At 45.1% G+C, this 21,020-nt stretch carries 19 protein-coding genes; all 19 read left to right on the top strand.

The features are described from left to right. Positions 1-156: 156 nt before the first annotated feature. The 19 genes from metH to NSS94_RS13160 all read left to right on the top strand — a co-directional run bounded on the left by metH (position 157) and on the right by NSS94_RS13160 (position 20,922). On the top strand, positions 157-3,597 hold the full coding sequence (gene metH / locus NSS94_RS13250) for a methionine synthase (protein WP_341039424.1): 3,441 nt from the start codon (positions 157-159) through the stop codon (positions 3,595-3,597). Between the two features lie 79 nt (positions 3,598-3,676). Continuing rightward, positions 3,677-4,606 carry a ribonuclease Z gene (gene rnz / locus NSS94_RS13245; protein WP_029517417.1) on the top strand — a complete coding sequence of 310 codons (930 nt, stop codon included), beginning with the start codon at positions 3,677-3,679 and terminating at the stop codon, positions 4,604-4,606. A gap of 464 nt (positions 4,607-5,070) precedes the next feature. After that, positions 5,071-5,919, top strand: coding sequence for a TIGR01457 family HAD-type hydrolase (locus NSS94_RS13240; protein WP_080658623.1), 849 nt, complete (start codon positions 5,071-5,073; stop codon positions 5,917-5,919). Between the two features lie 73 nt (positions 5,920-5,992). Then, positions 5,993-6,811: an Fpg/Nei family DNA glycosylase gene (locus NSS94_RS13235; protein ID WP_025724124.1), complete on the top strand. Its 819-nt coding sequence runs from the start codon at positions 5,993-5,995 to the stop codon at positions 6,809-6,811. Beyond that, complete coding sequence (locus NSS94_RS13230; RefSeq protein WP_185156338.1) at positions 6,801-7,649, top strand: deoxyribonuclease IV; 849 nt, start codon at positions 6,801-6,803, stop codon at positions 7,647-7,649. Before NSS94_RS13235 ends, NSS94_RS13230 begins: the two co-directional genes overlap by 11 nt. Positions 7,650-7,720: 71 nt before the next feature. Further along, positions 7,721-8,059 (top strand): cyclic-phosphate processing receiver domain-containing protein, encoded by a 339-nt coding sequence (locus NSS94_RS13225; RefSeq protein ID WP_250239101.1) that lies wholly within the window; start codon positions 7,721-7,723, stop codon positions 8,057-8,059. Further along, positions 8,056-8,370, top strand: coding sequence for a thioredoxin family protein (locus tag NSS94_RS13220; RefSeq protein ID WP_029517421.1), 315 nt, complete (start codon positions 8,056-8,058; stop codon positions 8,368-8,370). The genes NSS94_RS13225 and NSS94_RS13220 overlap by 4 nt, the downstream gene beginning before the upstream one ends. Further along, the gene (locus NSS94_RS13215) at positions 8,367-9,140 is read left to right on the top strand and encodes an ABC transporter ATP-binding protein (RefSeq protein WP_029517422.1); all 774 of its coding nucleotides are present in this window, start codon (positions 8,367-8,369) and stop codon (positions 9,138-9,140) included. Before NSS94_RS13220 ends, NSS94_RS13215 begins: the two co-directional genes overlap by 4 nt. Positions 9,141-9,162: 22 nt before the next feature. After that, the gene (locus NSS94_RS13210) at positions 9,163-10,221 is read left to right on the top strand and encodes an SAM-dependent methyltransferase (RefSeq protein WP_340955618.1); all 1,059 of its coding nucleotides are present in this window, start codon (positions 9,163-9,165) and stop codon (positions 10,219-10,221) included. Positions 10,222-10,401: 180 nt separating this feature from the next. After that, positions 10,402-11,895, top strand: a complete 1,494-nt coding sequence (locus tag NSS94_RS13205; RefSeq protein ID WP_341040412.1) for a serine/threonine-protein kinase — start codon at positions 10,402-10,404, stop codon at positions 11,893-11,895. A gap of 42 nt (positions 11,896-11,937) precedes the next feature. Beyond that, entirely contained in the window at positions 11,938-12,924 is a 987-nt protein-coding gene (locus tag NSS94_RS13200) for an SAF domain-containing protein (protein ID WP_029517425.1), read from the top strand. 22 nt (positions 12,925-12,946) lie between these two features. Continuing rightward, entirely contained in the window at positions 12,947-13,660 is a 714-nt protein-coding gene (locus NSS94_RS13195; protein WP_341039423.1) for a hypothetical protein, read from the top strand. Continuing rightward, entirely contained in the window at positions 13,657-14,514 is an 858-nt protein-coding gene (locus NSS94_RS13190) for a hypothetical protein (RefSeq protein ID WP_165146657.1), read from the top strand. The genes NSS94_RS13195 and NSS94_RS13190 overlap by 4 nt, the downstream gene beginning before the upstream one ends. Next, entirely contained in the window at positions 14,515-16,350 is a 1,836-nt protein-coding gene (locus NSS94_RS13185; protein WP_341039422.1) for an ATPase, T2SS/T4P/T4SS family, read from the top strand. Further along, a complete protein-coding gene (locus NSS94_RS13180; RefSeq protein ID WP_341039421.1) occupies positions 16,340-18,424 on the top strand; it encodes a hypothetical protein in 2,085 nt (694 codons plus the stop codon). Before NSS94_RS13185 ends, NSS94_RS13180 begins: the two co-directional genes overlap by 11 nt. Positions 18,425-18,474: 50 nt before the next feature. Next, positions 18,475-18,954, top strand: a complete 480-nt coding sequence (locus tag NSS94_RS13175) for a hypothetical protein (RefSeq protein ID WP_023988985.1) — start codon at positions 18,475-18,477, stop codon at positions 18,952-18,954. 40 nt (positions 18,955-18,994) lie between these two features. Continuing rightward, positions 18,995-19,390, top strand: a complete 396-nt coding sequence (locus NSS94_RS13170) for a hypothetical protein (RefSeq protein WP_341039419.1) — start codon at positions 18,995-18,997, stop codon at positions 19,388-19,390. Position 19,391: 1 nt separating this feature from the next. Then, a complete protein-coding gene (locus NSS94_RS13165) occupies positions 19,392-19,946 on the top strand; it encodes a hypothetical protein (protein ID WP_341039418.1) in 555 nt (184 codons plus the stop codon). Beyond that, positions 19,933-20,922 carry a hypothetical protein gene (locus tag NSS94_RS13160; RefSeq protein WP_165146626.1) on the top strand — a complete coding sequence of 330 codons (990 nt, stop codon included), beginning with the start codon at positions 19,933-19,935 and terminating at the stop codon, positions 20,920-20,922. Before NSS94_RS13165 ends, NSS94_RS13160 begins: the two co-directional genes overlap by 14 nt. The last annotated feature ends 98 nt before the right edge of the window (positions 20,923-21,020 follow it).

Below are 21,020 nucleotides of genomic sequence, written 5' to 3'. Positions count from 1 at the left end.
AAGTACGTTTAATAATGCTACAAACTATAAAAATGGATAAGAGAAGTCGTTTTTACAAAGAACAACCTGTATAAAACGTATGTTTTTACTTCAATCTATCTAAATGATACGGTTTCTGCTAAACTAGGATTTAACGTTTTGCGGGGGTGAAGAAATTTGGATAAAGTTAGCTTGCAGGATGCATTACAACGAAGAATACTCCTTCTTGATGGGGCCATGGGCACCATGATTCAACAGGAAGACCTTTCCCCCGATGATTTTGGTGGGGAAGAGCTGGAGGGCTGTAATGAAATGCTGGTCTTAACGAGACCGGATGTCATTCAAGGGATTCATGAAGCATACTTGAAGGCCGGAGCAGACCTAATTGAAACGAATACATTTGGAGCAACATCCGTCGTTTTGGCGGATTACGATATACCAGAACGTGCCCGTGAAATTAATCTGGTGGCGGCCAAGCTGGCGCGTAACGCGGTGGATAAATACAGCACTGCGGACAAGCCTCGTTTTGTAGTAGGAGCTATGGGCCCAACCACGAAAACCTTGTCTGTCACAGGCGGTGTTACATTTGCTGAGCTGATTGACAGCTATCAAGAGCAGGCCTTGGCACTTATTGAAGGCGGCGTGGATGTACTCCTTTTGGAGACCTCACAGGATACGCTTAACGTCAAGGCTGGAAGTATCGGAATTCGGCAGGCTTTTGAGCAGACAGGTATCGAGCTTCCGCTAATGATTTCAGGCACGATTGAGCCTATGGGAACGACGTTGGCTGGACAAAATATCGAATCCTTTTCCATATCACTGGAACACTTACATCCAATTTCGATTGGGTTGAATTGTGCTACGGGTCCAGAGTTTATGCGTGATCATATTCGCTCTCTGTCTGAAATGTCCTCTGCAGCTATTAGCTGTTATCCAAATGCGGGCTTGCCCGATGAAAATGGCCAATACCATGAATCGCCTGATTCATTAGCACGTAAAATGGCTGCTTTCGCTGAAAAAGGCTGGTTGAATATTGCTGGGGGATGTTGTGGTACCACGCCTGAGCATATTCGAGTTATGAGTGAAAGTATGTCGCAGTTTGAGCCGCGTCCGCTGGTAGGTCATCATCCTCCTGCCGTATCAGGCATTGAGCCTGTATATATTGAACAGGACAATCGTCCGTATATGGTTGGTGAGCGAACAAATGTTCTTGGCTCCCGCAAATTCAAGCGTTTGATTGTGGAAGGCAAATATGAAGAGGCGTCTGAAATTGCCCGTGCTCAGGTAAAAAGCGGAGCGCATGTCATTGATATTTGTGTGCAGGACCCGGACCGCGATGAAATGACGGATATGGAAGCGTTTTTGAAACTGGTTGTAAACAAGGTAAAAGTACCTTTGGTGATAGATACAACGGATATTAAAGTCATTGATAAAGCACTTCAATATTCGCAAGGTAAGGCGATTATTAACTCCATTAATCTGGAGGATGGTGAAGAGAAATTTGAGAACATGGCTCCTCTTATTCATAAGTACGGCGCCGCTGTTGTTGTTGGTACGATTGATGAACGCGGACAGGCTATTTCACGTGAGGATAAGCTTGAGGTAGCTAAACGTTCTTATGATCTGTTGGTGAACCGTTACGGTTTGGCAGCGGAGGATCTAATTTTTGATACGCTTGTATTTCCAGTAGGAACAGGTGATGAGCAATATATCGGTTCAGCTAAGGAAACGATTGAGGGTATTCGCATTATTAAAGAGGCGCTTCCCGGAGTGCATACTATCTTGGGCATCAGTAACGTTTCTTTTGGTTTGCCGGAAGCGGGTCGTGAAGTGCTCAATTCCGTCTACTTATATGAATGTACCAAAGCAGGTCTGGACTATGCGATTGTAAACACTGAGAAGCTTGAGCGTTATGCATCCATTCCAGAGCATGAGCGGAAACTTGCGGAAGACTTGATCTATAAAACAAATGACGATACTTTATCCGCTTTTGTAGCAGCTTTTCGTAACAAGAAAGTGGAGAAAAAAGAAAAGATATCAAACCTTTCGCTCGAAGAAAGACTGGCTTCCTACGTAGTGGAGGGAAGTAAGGAGGGACTCATTCCGGATCTGGAGCAAGCGCTTGTGAAATATTCTTCGCTGGAGATTATTAACGGCCCGCTGATGAAGGGGATGGAGGAAGTAGGACGACTGTTTAACAATAACGAATTGATTGTAGCAGAGGTGCTGCAAAGCGCTGAAGTGATGAAGGCGTCCGTGGCTTATTTAGAGCCGTTCATGGAGAAGAATGAATCCTCAGTAAAAGGTAAGATTTTGTTGGCTACAGTCAAAGGTGATGTGCATGACATTGGTAAGAATCTGGTGGAGATTATTCTATCCAACAATGGTTACCATATTGTGAATCTGGGTATAAAAGTACCACCAGAACGCATTATTGAGGCTTACCGTGAAGAAAAGGCCGACATGATTGGCTTATCCGGGTTGCTTGTTAAATCGGCACAACAAATGGTGCTGACCGCACAGGATTTGAAAAATGCGAATATTGATATTCCAATAATGGTGGGTGGAGCTGCTTTAACACGTAAGTTCACTAAAAATCGTATCCGTCCTGAGTATGATGGTCTGGTTGCCTATGCAAAGGATGCTATGGATGGCCTAGATATTGCCAATAAGCTTATGAATCCTGAGTCCCGTAAAAAAATGGCCGAGGAGATGGAGGCTGAGCGAGAAGCTGAAGCGGCAATCGTCGTGGAAGCCAAGCCGCTCCCTAAACTCACTCGAGCTGTGCGCTCTAACATTGCTCAGGATCTGCCCGTCTATATTCCACCAGATACGGATCGCCATGTACTGCGTAACTATCCACTGAATTATATTTTGCCTTACGTGAATATGCAGATGCTAATGGGGCATCATCTTGGTTTAAAAGGCAATGTTGAGCAGCTGCTGGCTTCGGAAGATCCGAAAGCGATTCAGTTGAAGGAAACCGTGGACAGCATCATGTTTGAAGCTGTGACAGACGGAATCATCCAGGCACATGCCATGTATCGTTTCTTTCCAGCGCAGTCGCAAGGGAATCAAATTCTGATCTATGATCCGTCGGATGTGAGCAAGGTACTGCACACATTTACATTTCCGCGCCAGCAGGTAGAGCCTCATCTGTGTCTGGCTGATTTCTTGAAATCAGTGGAATCCGGAGTTATGGACTATGTAGGTTTCATGGTCGTTACAGCTGGTCATGGGATTCAGCAGATATCTACCCAGTGGAAAGATAAAGGGGATTATCTGCGCTCGCATGCACTTCAAGCGGTAGCACTCGAAGTAGCAGAAGGGTTAGCGGAACGACTTCACCATATTATCAGGGATAGCTGGGGTTTTCCGGACCCTGCCGATATGACAATGAAACAGCGGCACGGTGCCAGATATCAAGGCATTCGGGTATCCTTTGGCTACCCTGCATGTCCAGATCTGGAGGAACAGGGGCCGTTGTTCCAGTTGTTAAAACCTGAGGATATTGGCGTTGAGCTGACGGAAGGGTTTATGATGGAACCGGAGGCTTCTGTATCAGCCATGGTGTTCAGCCACCCTCAGGCGCAGTATTTTAACGTCGAAAAGGTTTAACACCTTTATCAGATGGGATAGCAAATACCCTCCGAGCTTCGGAGGTTTTTTGCTGGTCAGCAGGAAGAAGGTTAATGTTATGGAATTTTATTTTCTCGGTACAAATGCAGGGGTGCCTACGATTCAGCGAAATGTAACGTCCATCGCTCTTCGTTTGCTGGAAGAACGAAGAAGCATGTGGCTGTTCGACTGCGGTGAAGGCACTCAACAAGAGGTATTGCGTTCGCCGCTCAAACTAAGCAGACTTGAAAAAATATTTATCACCCATTTGCATGGGGATCATCTTTTTGGTCTGCCGGGGCTGCTGTCGAGCAGAGCGTACCAGGGGGGAACGACACCACTGACGGTATATGGACCGCCTGGAATCCAGCAATATATCGAGCTATCTTTAGGGATCAGCCAATCGCGTATCAATTACCAACTACATATTGTGGAGCATACGGGCGGGGTTCTGTTTGATGACGGACAATTCCGGGTAGAGTCAGCTTTGCTGGATCATCGGATCGACAGCTATGGCTACCGAGTTGTAGAGATGGATAAGCCCGGTAAGCTTAACCAAGAACTGTTGGAGCGATATGGAATCAAGCCCGGCCCGGTGTACGGTAAGTTAAAGCGTGGGGAAAGCGTGGAGGTAGAGGGTGGAGTTATTTTGCACCCTCAGGATGTTTTGGGTTCGCCGAAAAAGGGGCGTATCATCACGATTTTGGGGGATACGAGACCTTGCCCGAATACGGTAGTGCTGGCTCAAGATGCAACTGTCGTCGTTCATGAAGCCACTTTTCTGCATGAACTGGCAGATACAGCGTACGAGTATCATCATAGTACGGCGCTTCAGGCAGCGGAGGCTGCAAAAGCCGCAGGTGCGGGTCAGCTAATCATGACACATTTTAGTTCTAGGTATAAAGATCAGGAGCAGCTTCAGCCATTGCTGGAGGAAGCGCGAAGCATATTTCCCAATTCATTGCTTGCGGAGCAGCATGTGTTGTTACCGGTACCCGATATCGGTTAATAAACGATTGGAGAAAGATATGTGCATGGGTACCGGGGCTTGCTCCGGTGCCTTTGTTTTTCACCGAAATTATTTTCCGGGAAAGCGCAGGATGCGACAAGAGATGAGAACCCGTACACGGTGGTGGGGATGAATTTGTTCTACCACATATGGAGGTATGTCATATTCGCGTTTCTATATATCGAATTTAAAGGATTTTATGTCTTGAGCATGATCAGGAAATACAGAAGATTTCCTTTGAGGAAATAGCGCCTTCGATGGATTTCGACGAAGATGTGAACTTATGTCATGTGAAAGCGACGGCTTTTAGCGAGGAATGGCGCTATTTTGCACGGTTTACCAGCAATTCATGGACTTCATAAGCATTTTTGACTTAAGATAGATGGGATGAATGGAGACAGCCGATTATTTTATAACCTGAATCATTAAGGTGGTTAAATAAGAAGGAGAACATCGTTCATAGGATGAATTATAATTTTCAATGCTATGATGTGAATGGATTTGAAGTGGGGGAGGGGATTGCGATAAAATCGTTACTAATTGATCTGGATGGAACCCTTTATCATGGAAATCGGATGATCAAGGGTGCGGATCTGTTCATATCCCGATTGCGTACAGACCAGATACCTTATGCTTATGTTACAAACAATGCTTCACGCACACCCGAATCGGTGGCTGAGCATTTGGTTGGTATGGGAATTAAAGCGGCCAGCCATGAAGTATATACTTCGGCGTTAGCAGCTGCACAATATGTAGCACAGCAAAGTCCTGGAGCTCGTGTATATTGTATTGGTGAGACAGGATTACGTGATGCACTCACAGGAGCCGGTTTGCAGCTTGTTGAAAACCATCCTGATTATGTGGTGCAGGGGATAGATCGTCAATTTACATATGATGCGCTGGCCGCTGCCATGCGTTGGATTCGGGAAGGAGCCACTTTTATTTTGACAAACCCGGATCTCCAATTGCCTTCACATGATGGGCTAACGCCAGGAGCAGGTACGATTGGAGCAGCAATTGAAGCGGCTTCACAGGTAAAGCCTATTGTCATCGGTAAGCCTTCAAGCGTATTGATGAATTATGCACTGAACCGCTTAAACATTAGGGCGGATGAAGCTCTGGTTGTGGGCGATAATATGCTTACAGATATTGCGGCAGGTGCAGCAGCAGGTTGTAAAACAGCTCTGATCCTGTCGGGCGTGACGACCCGCGCTAATATGGACGAACATGTGCGTACCGTTGGAGTAAAACCTGACCTGATGTTTGAAAATCTCGCTGAATTGCAGGACTGGATGAAAGAAGAGCTGAAATAATAGAAAAAAGTATATGTTTTAGAAAACTTGCGAGCATTAAAAGCTATGTAGCTACGAAAGGAAAGATGTTGAAATGCCGGAACTTCCTGAAATGGAAAACTACAGAATCTTATTATCCAAACAAATTTTGGACATTCCGATTACTGGAGTGACGGTTAGCCGTGAAAAGTCCATTAATACTGAAGTGGAAACGTTTGAGAAGCAATTGCTCGGAACGACCGTTGTATATTTAGAGCGTCGAGGCAAGCATTTGATTTTTCATTTAAACACGGGCGGGAGGCTCGTACTTCATCTGATGTTGGGAGGGCTGTTATTTCTGGGAACGGAGGAGCAGCGTCCAGATCGTACAGTTCAGATCGAATTAGATTTTAGTGGAGTAAAGCTTTATTTTATCGGACTGCGCTTAGGTTATCTGCACTTGCTGACGGCTAAAGAAACAGAGGAGGCTTTGTCAGACCTGGGACCTGACCCGTTAGACCGCCGCATGACGTTGGAAAAGTTTACAGCACGGCTGAAGGGACGCCGGGGGATTTTAAAAACAACACTGGTGAATCAGCAGATTTTTTCAGGTATTGGCAATTGTTATTCGGACGAAATTGCTTATATCGCCGGATTTACACCGGGTTCCAAAGTACAAAACATTGTGCAGTCGCCAGAAAAAGTGGAAAAGCTATACCATGCCACTCAATCCGTACTACGTGAAGCTACTGCGGAAGGCGGGTACATGGAAATGCCTCTAATGGAGGGAGACACGCTAACAGGTGGATTTGATCATCAGTGTCGAGTATATGACCGCGAAGGAGAAGAATCTCCAAGTGGCGGAAAAATTGTAAGGGTTGAACTGGCGGGGAAAAAAGCATTTTATTGCCCGGTACAGCAGCATGATGCCTAAATTGCTCATCGGCTCCCATGTGAGTACGCGTGGTGGCTTTTTCAAAGCCGCTATGCGTGCGCGAGAGCAGGAGGGGCGTTCATTTCAATATTTCCCGAAAAATCCTCGTAGTCTGAGACTGAAGGAATGGAGTGCTACTGATGCTGCTGCTTGCAACGCTTACTGTGTAGAGCACCAGCTTCAATCCATTGCTCATTCGCCATATCCCGTTAATCCGGCTCATGGGTCTGAGCGTGGTCAGGAACTTTATGAGCTGACGATTGCTTCATTACGCAATGATCTGGATATTGCTGAAGCCTGTGGGTCAAAAGGGATTGTCGTTCATTTTGGTCACATGCATTCGTTAGACCCTCTAGAGGGCTATCGTAACATCATTAACTGTTTTAATGATGTGCTGGAAGGCTGGCAGGGAAATGCTAAAATATTGATTGAAAATCAGGCGGGGGATCATGGACCTATGGGAACCACGCTTGAGGAAATGGTGCAAATCCGTCAGTTGTGCCGGTATCCTGACAGTATCGGCTTTTGCTTGGACACTTGTCATGCGTATGCAGCAGGATTGTGGAACGGTGGAATGGACGAGGCTTTGATCGATAAAGGAAACCGTCTCGGCTATTGGTCAGCTCTATGCGGAGTTCATTTGAACGATTCTAAATACCCGTATGGCTCTAAAAAAGACAGACACGCCCGTGTGGGACAAGGCTACATTGGTACTGAGGGCATGCGCTGGATGACAGATCAGGAGGCCGTAAGAGGCATTCCTATCGTTTTGGAGAGTGAGACGGGACCTGATGGGACACATCAGGAGGATATTCAAATGATTCTAAGCTGGGAGTAAATCGGTCTGATTAATAATAAATAACTTTAAGGCTTGCGAACTTGCATATATGGGAAAAGGAGGAGAAGTTGATGTATTTGTTTATGGACGATTATCGGCCTTGTCCTCCGGGCTTTAAGCTGGCAAGAGATGCGGATGAGTGCCTGCTGCTGCTTCATGAATACCCTATTTCGATACTATCGCTAGATTATGATTTGGGACCAGGTCAGCCTACGGGAAAAGATGTGGCTGCTGCTATCGCAGGGAAACGGTTATATCCACGTGAAATTTACTTGCATTCCTCCAGTCCAGAGGGGCGGCGAGCCATGTATGAGCTGCTCTATGCGAATAAGCCAGAGGGAGTCACCGTGCATAATGGGCCCATACCCGAGGAGCGTATGCGAGAGATCAGAAAAGGGTCTGAACAATGAAAGAGATCGGACAAAAAGACGCGCGCCGTGCCATATGGGAGGGATGCAAGCTGGCTTTGTTTGTGTACACTCCCATGTGCGGAACATGCGCGGCTGCCCGTAAGATGCTGGAGGTAGCAGAGCATTTGCTCCCCGAAGGAGCAGTGGTGCAGAGCAACATTAACTATATTCCTGAACTGGTACAGGAGTACCGGATATCCAGCGTTCCCGCGCTTCTTATATATAATGGTGAAAACAATAATCCTGAAATCATCTACAAAATGGAATCTGTAGAACACTTGCTGAGCAAAATAAGGAGCGTGATGGAATGATATCCATGAAGAGCATTACGTTGCAGCGGGAAGAAAGACGGATATTGGACGATGTAAGCCTGGATATACGAGAAGGTCAACATTGGGCTATTCTGGGTCGCAATGGTTCCGGTAAAACAACTTTGCTGGAAATGATGACAGGGTATATGTTTCCAAGTCGTGGTACGGTTGAAGTGCTTGGGCAAATGTATGGTCAATGTGATGTGCGGGAGGTCCGCAAGCAGATCGGATATATCAGTCAGACCTTATTGGAAAAGCTGGCGCTAAAAGATCCAGTTTGGGAAGTAGTCGCTACAGGTGCGTATGCTTTTTTGCGCTTTTATCAGGAAATTCCAACAGAGGCAAAAGAAAAGGCCATATCTTTGCTGGAGGGTATGAATTTAGGTGACTTGATTCATCATCCGCTGGGGACGTTATCTCAAGGAGAACGTAAAAAGGTGATGTTGGCCCGCTCACTGATGGCGGAACCCCGTCTGCTAATTATGGACGAGCCTTGTGCTGGGTTGGATCTATTTGAGCGGGAAAAAATGCTGGTCGAGATTGATCGGCTCCGCAAGCGGGACTTATCAGTGGTCTATGTGACTCATCACATTGAGGAGATTGTCCCCCTATTTACACATGTTGCATTGATTCGTGATGGTAAGGTTGCAGCAGCTGGACCGAAAAAAGAAGTTTTAACGAAAGAATTGATTATGCACACATATGAAGTTTCGGTTGAGCTGGATTGGGATGGAGAACGTCCCTGGATTCGGGTGTGCGCTGGAGGGTAATGTTATTTTGGAGGAACTATATATGAGTACAGATGAACAAAGTGAATCTACTTTGTCATCATCAAGATTTATTTGTACGGCCAATCACGGTTTTGCACCCTATGCTCAAGAGGAGCTTAGAAGGATATTTGGCTCTGTGAAAAGTACGATGCTTTTACCTGGTGAAATTTTTCTGGCTACATTACCTGCGGAAGAAATTGAGGCAGTGAGGACAATTACAGGTCAGCCGCCGATGTTTTTACGTCACTTGTTTCCTGTTCATTTTCAGGAAGAAGGAACGGATCTGGTTCAGGTGCAGGAGCGTCTGGTTGCATTCATCCGTAACCGCAAGGAACTGATGGATCAACGTGTTTCTTTACAAGTGCGCAAAGGATCTAATAGCAGCTGGACTGAAAGCGCAGGTGCACTTAAGCAGGCTTTGAGTGAACAATTAAGTGATCTACCTATGGAGCAAACAGTACAAGGCGCCGATGTTATTGTGTCCGTTTTTGCAGATACAGATACGTGGTATGCAGGTGTATCACGTCCTGAGGACAACCTATCGGATTGGAGCGGAGGTGCGGTTCGTTTTCAGAAAGAAGACGGACAAATTTCCCGTGCCAAATTCAAGCTATTGGAAGCAGAAGTAACGTTCGGTATAGATTTTGGCGCTTTCCATCAGGGACTGGATATTGGGGCAGCACCGGGTGGATGGACTTCCTTCTTACTGGAGCGGGGACTGAAAGTTACTGCGGTTGATCCGGCAAAGATGGAGCCATCACTGATGAAGTACGCCAATCTGACTTTTTTGCGTAAAAATGCAAGTGAAGTCAAATTTAAAGAGAATTTGTTCGATCTGCTGGTTTGTGATATGAGCTGGAGTCCTAAGCAAATGGCAAGGCTCGTTACTGATTTACTATATAGTTTGCGAAGTGGTGGTACTGCTATCGTTACGGTCAAGCTAATGCATAAAAAGCCCTTGGCGCTCATTCATGATGTAATTGCTTCATTTGAGGAGTCCGGCATGCAGATTCAGCGAGCTAAGCAGCTATTCCATAATCGAGATGAGATTACCCTGTACATGATTAAGTATGGAAAATAACACTTTACAATAGATACAGGTGTGCTATATAATAAATCCAAATTGTTCCTTAAAAATAATAATGATGTTTAAATCAAGGGAAAGCATCCCGCGAAAACGGTTTTCATGGCGACATGGAAATTTGATTTTGCGGCAGCTTTCCCTTTTTTGCGTTGTCTGCTTAAGAAAGGAGGTAGGAGAATAATGAAGCAACCATCACAGTTGGAATTCGGATCAATTGTTGGTGAACGTTACCGTATTGTGCGCACATTGGGTTCGGGAGGAATGAGCCGCGTGTTCATGGCAGAGGATTTAAAACTGCCAGGCAAGCAATGGGCAGTGAAGGAGTCGGTTGCCGAGCCACAAGTGATGAAGCTTGTACGCACGGAGGCAGAGATGCTGATTTCACTAAGCCATCCACGTTTACCAAGAATTGTTGATTTTTTTGAGCATCCCCCATCTGGTGCGGTATACCTGGTTATGGATTACATCAAAGGAATTACGCTGGAAGCATATATGAAGGGCTACCAAGGCTATATTCCACAGGAGCAAATCGCTCCATTCGCTTTGCAGGTACTGGAGGTGTTGGATTATTTGCATACCCGTCAACCACCAGTCATTTACCGGGATCTGAAACCAACGAATATTATGCTGACACCGGAAATGGAATTTATACTGATTGATTTTGGAATAGCGAGGAGCTACAAGGCTGAGCTGGATCAAGATACGGTAAAGCTGGGCACAGTGGGCTTCGCTGCCCCGGAGCAATATGGAGCAGGTCAGACGGATGCTCGTTCAGACTTATACAGTTTGGGAGCGCTACTATTGTATCTCTGTACAGGAGGCAAATATAGCGAGTGGACTGCGGGAGTAGAAGGATATATACGCGGGGAATTGTCTCGTCATTTGATTCCAGTAATTCGAAAACTGCTGCGTCTGAATCCTGAGGAACGATTTCAATCCGCCGGGGAGGTCATTGGAGAACTGCGTCGCAGTGCTGATTTTCAACCTGCTCAACAAGAAATATCCGTTAATGATGCCTCAATGGATTATGCAGGCACAAGGGTAGTGGCTGTACTGGGTGTATCTGCCGGCTCCGGTGCTACGCATACAGCAATTACGGTGAGCCACTATCTGGCTCGAAGATCCCGCTCCGTAGCTTTGGTTGAGCTGCACAGCACAGCCAAAGCATTTGCCCGACTTCAAGAAGTCGTAGAAGGCACATCCGTTGGACAAATGAGTTCAAGTCGGCGTTTTGAAGTCGATGGAGTACATTACTGGCGACAAACATCGCGTGCGGATGTCATTTCTTTGTTGGGTGGTTCTTACAGATTTATCGTACTGGACCTGGGGAGTGGGCAGGATAATGAACGTCTGGAAGAATTCTTGAGAGCCGATTATCCGCTCGTCATTGGCTCAGGGGCCGAATGGAGGGTTCAGGATATAGCAGGGCTAGCCCGATCTCTTCAGCGCCACCCACAGCACAAATGGAATTACTGCTTGCCATTGGCAACTTCGGAGGCGGTTCGCAGGCTTCGTAAGGAGCTGGATCACGATAAAGTATTTGCTCTACCGTTCCACTCAGACCCCTTCGAACGGGATGATGAGATGGATCAGGTGCTGGACGAGCTGTTTCGCGGAGTTATTCCAGACACCCGGAGAAGACGCTTCGCATTCCTTAAGCGACGGCGCTAAATAGAAAAAGTATATATCAAAAAGAGGCAGGGGAGAAGTTGTGTGTCCAAGCTAAGAAAAAGCAGTAAACAAAAACTGTATGCCGGTTGCATTGGCGCTGGGATTGTTGGCATTATCTTTGCCGGCTACCTTATGGTTAATATCCATCAAATGAATGAGGTTAGGAAACAGGCTGAGGTAGAGGCAGAACTGAAATGGAAAGTGTATGAACAAGAGCAACGAACCGCGAAAAAAGGCTGGGCGGTTGTCCGTGACATTTCTCCAGGTGAACAGATTGCATCTAATGATTTGAAGGGAATTAAAGTTCCCGGTTCTCAGGCTCCATCAAATTTGCTGGCAAATAAAAGTGAAGTTTCCGGAACCACAGCCAAGATTGAGCTTAAAAAAGGATCTGTGCTTACATCGTCTATGATTACTGCTGATGAACCCACACCTAAAGATTTACGCAACCGTGAGCTAAAGGTGGTGGTACTACCCAACAGTCTAAAGTCGGGGGACGAAGTAGATATCCGCATACAATTTCCAACAGGTCAGGATTACATTCTATTATCCAAAAAGAAGATTTCCCGACTGGAAGGTCCAATTGTCTGGGTCACTTTGAATGAGCAGGAAATATTATCGCTTTCGAGCGCGATTGTTGATGCCTATCTGCATAAAGCATCCATTTATGCTCTGACGTATGTTGATCCCCAATTTCAGCCTAAGGCAATCCCGACCTATCCACCTAACGCGCAGGTGTTAGCGTTAATGAATAGTGATCCGAATTTGATACACATTGCTGAACAAAAGCTGTCTAAGCAGCTGCGGGATTCCCTTGAAAATGCAATTAGTTCATCAAACAGTGTAATTTCAACACCCGTGGAAAGAAGTCTGAGTGAGGAAATTGCAGCTCAACATGCGGGTGCTACTATAGAAAACCCAACAAGCGGGATTGATGTTACAAGAAATGAATATGAGAATGAGCAGGATCATCAAGAACAAACAAAGATTCTGACGCAGGGTGGAAGCTCTGACCCGTATGCCAAATAAATGAGAGAAAAGGAACGGAAGTATGAAAACATGGATATTTGCCGGGCTTTGTGACAAAAGCGATACCTTGTTATACATCAGCAGCATATTAGCAGCTTCCGGCCAACGAGTACTGCTTGTAGATGCTACGCTGCGGGGACGGTATCGGTATAGCATAGGGATGCTTGACAAACCACTTCCCATTACGCAGTTTAGTGGTTTTGATGTAGCAATTGGATTTACAGCATGGGAAGACCTGCATATAGGTATGACGGCTGATCAGAAGGCAGAGCAGGTTTATGACATTGTTATTTTAGATGTAGAGTTACTTGATTTTTGTCCAATTTCTGTTTGGAAAAGGGCAGAACTGCGAGTTTGGGTCAGTGATTATAGCCGCATGCTAATGCATAACGGACAGAATTGGCTTCAGCATTTATTCAGTCAATCTGAATTTCCCAAAGATCTTGTATTTCACAAGCTATTTTTACAGGCCGTGGATTGTGGTCTGGAGGAGCCGTATCTGTGGGAATACATGAACCATTTCCCGGCATCTTGGCAGCGAGAGCCATATATACTGCCATGGGATGAGGGGTTGCTTGCTCTGAAACTGGAAAATGAGCATAAAAAACAGCTAATACTAAAACCGCTATCCAGAATGTATAAGAAAGAACTATGCCGTTGTATTGGGGAATGGATGAGTTGGGAATTAAAGGTGATTCGTCGTGCGCTAAAGCGTGCGGAAAGGAGTAGAGCATGAGTACCATTTTGTTTTGGAGCCCCATTAAGGGGGCTAGTGGAAGTAGCTCTTTGGCGGCAGCAATAGCAATTACCATAGGCAATCTATATAGAGGAAGACTATTATTGACTCATTTGGGTCGTAGACATACCGGTATTGAATCAGGATTACCTATACAAGAGTATGGTATGGATGATCCAACCCTACAGCTTCAGGAAGGGGGCTGGGATGCTGCCGCACGTTTAGTTCTGCGAGGGACACTGTCTAAAGAAAATATTCGTAATTATACGACACCTGTACTCGAACATACTTTGGATGTACTTGAGGGAACCTCCAGCTTTGGAGCTGCACCGCCGTTACTGTCTCCAGGGCTTGTACGGGCAGTAATAGATACAGCGAACCAATATTATGATTTAACGCTAATTGATGCAGGAAGTGGAGCAGGATGGGGGGCTGTACAGCATGAAGCATGTGCACGAGCCAAACTGGCTGTTCTTTCACTCACTCAGAATATGCGAGAGTTAGACGCTTATTTTGAATCCGTGTCTCCGTTATCTACCTACTCATCGTTACCCTTATTAATAGTACTTGGAAAATATGATGTGCATTCTCAAGTGAATGAAGCGAATATTCGCAGGAGATATGGCTACAAAGGTGCTCTGTATACAGTCCCTTATAACACCGGATTTATGGACGCATGGAACCGCAGGGATGTGATCGGCCATGTGCAGCGTGAGGTACGAAGTGGAAAAGGGCAGCCTCGCAAGCTTTTTATGACTGTAGGATGGGCGCAGAGTATACGTCATATCAGCAAAGCTATTCTGGAGGCGGCAGAGTCCGATCTTCGGCTCAAGGCTTTGGAGAGGGGCGCTTAAATGCTGTCCGCTCAAATGATCAACGGATTGATTCTTACCTGTATAGTATTGATGTGCATCGTACTGATTATTGTAAAATATCGAGGGAATTTTCACTCGCGACATTCAACCCTTCGGGTAGAAAAAAAGAATGAAGATGCCACATTCGAAACATTAATAGAGTATATCAAAAATGCACTTCATGAACTAAGTCATAGCCAGATGGCGGATGCCGGATTGCATGAAGAGGAATATAGACGGCGTATCCATCAAAGGGCGGAACTACGCAGGGCATTAAAGGACTGTGCCAATGGCAGCAGTGGAGATAAACGTTTTGTTAAAAATCTGATGGCTGAGCTTCTGATTCACGGTTACGGCTTAAACGAGAAAATCGTCGATACTGTTATGCCATTCTCCAGACCTGAGTTGTTTAGCATACAGGATCAATTCGAAATTATATTTTACCAATACCAGCAGAAGTTTGGCGCTGATGCACTATCACGTTTACTGGATACTTATGACTTGGCCGAAATGAGATATTCACAGCAAGGTGAAGAAGATGGAAGTTATCTCGTTACCGCAGAGGACATTCGTTATATCTATGATTGTGAGTACCGGCCCCTTTCCTTTTTGGAGAAGGTGGATATTATTGTCCAGCGGATTTATCAGCATTACAAAGGCTTTTCCGTCATTGATGATATTCGTGACCAGCGGATCGACGGTGTAAGTGGGGGCGTCAGTGGTATGCCGGAAGGTGGGATTCCTGCATCATCAGACTGGGCTTCCGATGGGTATGTATTTGAACAAACAACTATGCCTACTGCCAATAGTTATGAGAGCGTATGGATTTTTTATAAAGGTAAAACGATCCATCTTTCATTCCTTTCTTTCGGATCTGAGCGTGAACTTAAAAGGGTGTGCCAAAATATTTACAAATACAATTACCCGGGACAGCTTTCCGAAGCGAATGGTTATAAGGTCAATGAAATGAAGGATGGGTCACGGGTAGTGGTGGTACGACCTCCTTTCTCAGAATCGTGGGCTTTCTTTGTCCGTAAATTTGATATTCAAAGCGCATCGCTGGAACAGTTAATTAAGGGACAAAATGCTGATTTTCCAATCCAGCTACTTTCTTATTTAATGAAAGGCAGCCGGATTACTGCTATCACAGGCGCGCAGGGCTCAGGTAAGACGACGTTGTTAATGGCGATGGTCAAGCACATTTATGCTTCGTATACGCTTCGCGTTCAGGAAATGGCTTTTGAACTGCATCTACGCAGCATCTACAGTCGCCGTAATATTCTTAGCTTTCGAGAAACGGATCATATTTCAGGACAACAAGGGCTTGACTTACAGAAAAAAACAGATGGAACCGTCAATATACTAGGCGAAGTAGCAAGTGATGAAGTAGCTGCTTGGATGATTCAAATGTCGCAGGTTGCCAGTCTGTTCACCATTTTTACTCATCATGCCAAAACATTTCGTGATCTCGTGTTTTCACTTCGTAATTCATTGCTCAAAACAGGAGTATTTCAGCATGAAGGCATTGCTGAGGAACAGGTAGTTCATGTCATTAACTTTGATGTGCATCTCAAACGTGATGCGGAAGGGCGACGCTACATCGAACGGATCACAGAATGTGTGCCGCGTGACCCGGATCATACGGATGCAGGCTCCAATGCTTCAACGAGCTACAGTTATCGCCACGTTATGGAATATCGGAACGGAAGCTATATACCGATGGAGCCCTTAACAGCCAAAAGTGTACAAGAAATGTATGAGCAGATGAATGTAAATGATGCCAGAGATTTCCGCAGTTTTTTGACCCGCTATTGGGAGGAAGACTATGAGTCTTAAAGAAATTTTATTATGGATTTTACTTATATCAGGTGGGGGCTTTACGCTTCTATATATAGCTTTATGGGGGTTGCGTAAGCGCAGTAGTCATGCAGTTCGCAGAGGACGAATTTATTCTGTGAAGGAAGGTCGCAAGGGAAAAGCGGTACTGCAACGTGAGCTACAAGCCTTACTGCATAAGTTGTACACGCTGTGTATGAAGGTCCCTTTCTTGTCCGGATACATCACGAGTATACGTAAGCGACTAGCTGGTCAGCATGCCTACGATGAGTACAAGCTTCGCCTACAGACGATGAAGATGACACTGTTCATCTGGGGAGCTTTTGCTTGCAGTGGTGTTGTGCTGGTCATGATGAAGCCAGGAATAGAGTTTGCTATATTAGCCGTTTTATGCGGAGTGGTAATCAACAGTCTTATTTTGGATATGGCCATTAGCCGGATGGAAAAAAGGCTACTTGCACAGATGATCGAATTATTCGCCAATGTGCGTCACTATTACCATCAGCACGGTATGGTGGAGGAAGCTATATCCGAAGCGGCCGATTTGGCGGAGGCAGAGGCCGGAAGACACGCACGACTCATCCATGAGGCGCTAACAGATGTTGATCCGCACGAAGCATTGGAAAGATACTATGAATCGGCTCCTAATCGATTTTTAAAAGCTTTTGCCGGTATCTCGTATATGGTAATGGAGTTTGGTGATCGGGTGGAGGAGGGTGGCTCCATTTACTTGAAGGGGCTCGGCAGTCTCGCACGCGAAATCCAGTTGGAGTTGCTGCGAAGAAATAAACTGGACTATCTGTTAAAAAGTCTAAACGTGATCGCACTAGCACCTGTTTTCTTTACCATCCCAATCGAGACATGGGCGAGATCCAGCTTTCCCTCCATGGATGAGTTTTATCAGGGAAAATTGGGTTATATCACAAAATTATCCGTTTATATTGTGATAATCGTATCTTATTTCCTATTACAGAAGCTACAACAGACCGACGAGACAGGATATCGTGCGGGTAGAGGACGGAGGGTTTGGGAGCAGAAGCTATACCGTTTTCCTATCATTCGTAATGTGGTGGATTCTTTAATTCCGCGTCAGAATATGTCTTCTTATTTTCAAATAACCCGCCTATTAAAGGAAAGTGGTGCGGAGATTAGGCTGGAGTGGCTCTACATACGCAGAATGGCTCTTTGTATCATAGGATTGGTGCTCAGTATCAGTACGATATTTTTTTTACATGAAGCTGAGAAAACGCATATCCTTCACGCACCAGTGCAATCGGGTCAAATGTTTGGACGTTTAAGTCCGGTGGAGCAAAAAGAAGGTTTGAAGCAGAGTGAGATTGATCGCAAAATCATGCATTCGCTGAACATGAGGTCAAACAGCACATACGAACAGACGTACGCTGCTTTAGAGCATAATGCTAATGGAACTGCTACTCCTGAACAGTTATCCACAAATACTTGGCGTATCCTCCAAAAGCTAAAAGATTGGGATGATGAATACATCAAGTGGTGGGAAGAGCTGATTAGTTTGATTGTTGGGTATGCAGCCTATCAAATGCCTATGCTTTTATTATATTTGCAACGAAAAATGCGTCGGTTGGATATGAGGCATGAGGTGTATCAATTTCAAACAGTTATTTCCATTTTACGGGTTATAGAACGAATGTCTGTCGAGGAAATATTGGAGTGGCTGAACAGATTTTCAGTTATATTCAAAAGACCTCTGCAAAAATGTTTGCTTCATTATGAACATGGGCCAGAGGCAGCTCTCGACTTGCTAAAAGAAGAAGCGCCTTTGCCGGAATTTCAACGTCTCGTGGATAAGCTTCATTTGTCTTTAGGTAAAATTACGATTCGAGAGGCCTTTGATGATTTGGAATCCCATATGTCCTACTATTTCGAACAAAGAAAACAGGAGTATGAAAAAATAATAGACAGTAAGGCTATCTGGGGAAGGATGATTGGTTTTGCCCCGATGTATGGTCTTATCTTTTTATATTTGGTGATTCCGTTGATCGGCATGAGCTTTGTTCAAATGGATAACTATTATGAACAAATACAAAAAATTCAGTAAGAAAGTTAACCTATGACTAATACAAAATAACAAGCTAGGAGAGAAAAATAATGAATAACGCATCAACAGCTTTAAAGGTAGCCGCTGGGATATTTTTGACCATCGCTCTAATTACGATTGTAGTTATACTATTTATTTCAGCCCAGGAGGCGACTAAAACGGCACAAAACAATTTTGCTGATATTCAGACCGAATTGTCTCAAGCCTCTTTTACGGTATATGACGGCACAACGATTAGCGGTTCCCAGGTGACCAATGCGCTGCGAAAGTTTCAGGGGAAGGACCAATTCGGCATTCAGATTAAAACCGGCAAAAATATGGCAGGCCAGTGGTACGGTAATGCTCTGAACATTAGCCCAGACAGTGAACAGTATGGCGCCGTGAATGGTGGCAGTGATAAGACAGGGAAAATCACGAATACACTTAATGAGAAAGAGAATGAATACGTAAATCCGAGTGGTAAATTTAAAGCTGAAATCGTCAAAGACAAATCGAACGTGGTACGTGGGTTGTTGTTTACCCAGTCCTAAGCACTACAGCAGAGATAATAATCATAAAGGGGATGAGAGTATGTCTGAACACGCTTCAAGTATGCTGCGGCTTGGTGTGTCAGTTATTCTGTTCATAACCGCATGTGTAACGGCAGCAGACTTGTCCAGGCAGTTGGATGGTGCACTGGAATTAAGATCACAGATAGAGGAGCATTCTGAAGGGCGAATAGCCCGTACTGCTGGGGTGGGGTTGCCGGAGCGGATTAAAGGAACTCAGGTCATACAGGCAATTCGCATGAACTTACAGGAGGGGATTTCGATTCAAGTCGACGGGACAGAGTATGATGTATTTTCTGAACCGTTTGAGCCTGATGTATCGACCCTGGATGCTTCCTCATTATATTCCATGTACCCCCAGCGTAATGGGAATGGGGACATAACATCTGTACGTTTTGAGAAATTGGGGGAAGACTGAAGTGGTTCAAACAATATCGAAGCTGTTGGGGGCGCTGCTCGCTGTATTGCTTTTGTACATCGTACCCGCAGCTCAAGCTGCTGAACGGCAGGATGATATATCCGGGTTAAATACATATCATGCAACTGTACGTTTTGTTGATATGGTAAGAACCAAAGGTTACATTACACCGACGATGTATAACAATTTTATGCATGATCTGGAATTGACAGGCAATATGTACGAAGTTGACTTGGAGCATATGCACAAAAAGTATGTACCGGACTATGCAGATGCCGCGAAGCCAGACAGTTTTCTGGGCAATTATGAAGCTGTATATGATGGGTACTATAATTCGCAAATTTTTCCTGTACTGTTTCCTGACAATCAGCAGCCAAAATCAGATCAGACGCGTCGATATACCTTGATGGCCGGGGATTATTTTACGGTCCGGGTACATAATACGAATCGGACTCCTGCGGACTTGTACAAATCATGGCTTCTTGGTGGGGCAGATAGCGGCAAGCCAGCAGTTACAGCTTCTTACGGGGGCATGGTTCTGAATGAGGATTACTGATTTTGCGGTCATATTTATACTTTTGTTTTTGCCCTTTGGTGTAGTTAGTGACTTACGGGTGCAGAATCAGCGTGAAGTGCAGCAGCTAGAAATGAAATATACGTCGGCTCTCCGTACCGCAGTTCAGGATGCAGGGGTTGTGCTCTCACAGAATGAACGTCAGGAACGCGAGGCCGGATACGGATCGGATAAGTTTTTTCGGGTAGATAAAGAAGCAGCGCTGAACACGTTCCTGCACACCCTTTTTCTTAATGTAGGCATTGATGGGGATATAGTAGCACAACGTGCATTATTGGATTACATACCGGCTATTGTAATTCTGGATTATGACGGTTATTATGCGTTCACCTCAGAAGCCTATACAGACGAGCATGGACAAGCTGCTATTGGCCACAAATGGAGCGAAAAAAAGCCATATGCCTATGTTGATTCAGTAGGCAACAGTGTGGGGTTCACCTTGGATAATTATGTGCACGCATACGATGCTCGAAATCACAGGTGGGTAGAGGGCTTTCAAAAGGAACTTCAGGATCAGACCGCTATATCTTTGCTGAAAAATTCAGAAACTTTTGAGCAAATACGTCGTTCCACCATTGTTCGCAGCGTTCAAGAGAACTTGGCGCGAATTATTAATGTCCATAACGAAAAAGCAGCGCGTAACGGCATAACTTATTCGTTCACGCTACCGATCATTCCGCAAGAGGAGTGGTACAACACGGTAGATGATGTGGGGCTGATCGCGTTTATCCAAGGCATTCCGGTTGGAGACAGGTATTACAATAACTATGGATTTGGTGGTGGGAGAGTCGTTAGAAAGCAAGACATTATCGGTGGCATAGAACCAGATACTGGAATAAAGTATTTTTATAGAGATTCATGTCCAGCTCCCTTTAAAGCGAGTGAACGTTTCACGGATGAAAAATCTGCAGCAGCTGCGGGTTACTTTGAGTACAAATGTTATAATGGCTTAAAATAATCACCCTCATGGGTGGTTTTTCTTTTTTTAGGCAGATCCATACCAAAAAACCTTAAAATTCACTGTTTTCAATATTCCGATATGGTTGCAGAATGTGC

This window comes from Paenibacillus sp. FSL L8-0644 (assembly GCF_038008165.1).
Taxonomy (GTDB): Bacteria; Bacillota; Bacilli; order Paenibacillales; family Paenibacillaceae; genus Paenibacillus; species Paenibacillus polymyxa_D.
The sequence above is the reverse complement of the archived record's forward strand: the minus strand, read 5'-3'. Positions and strand labels throughout refer to the sequence as shown.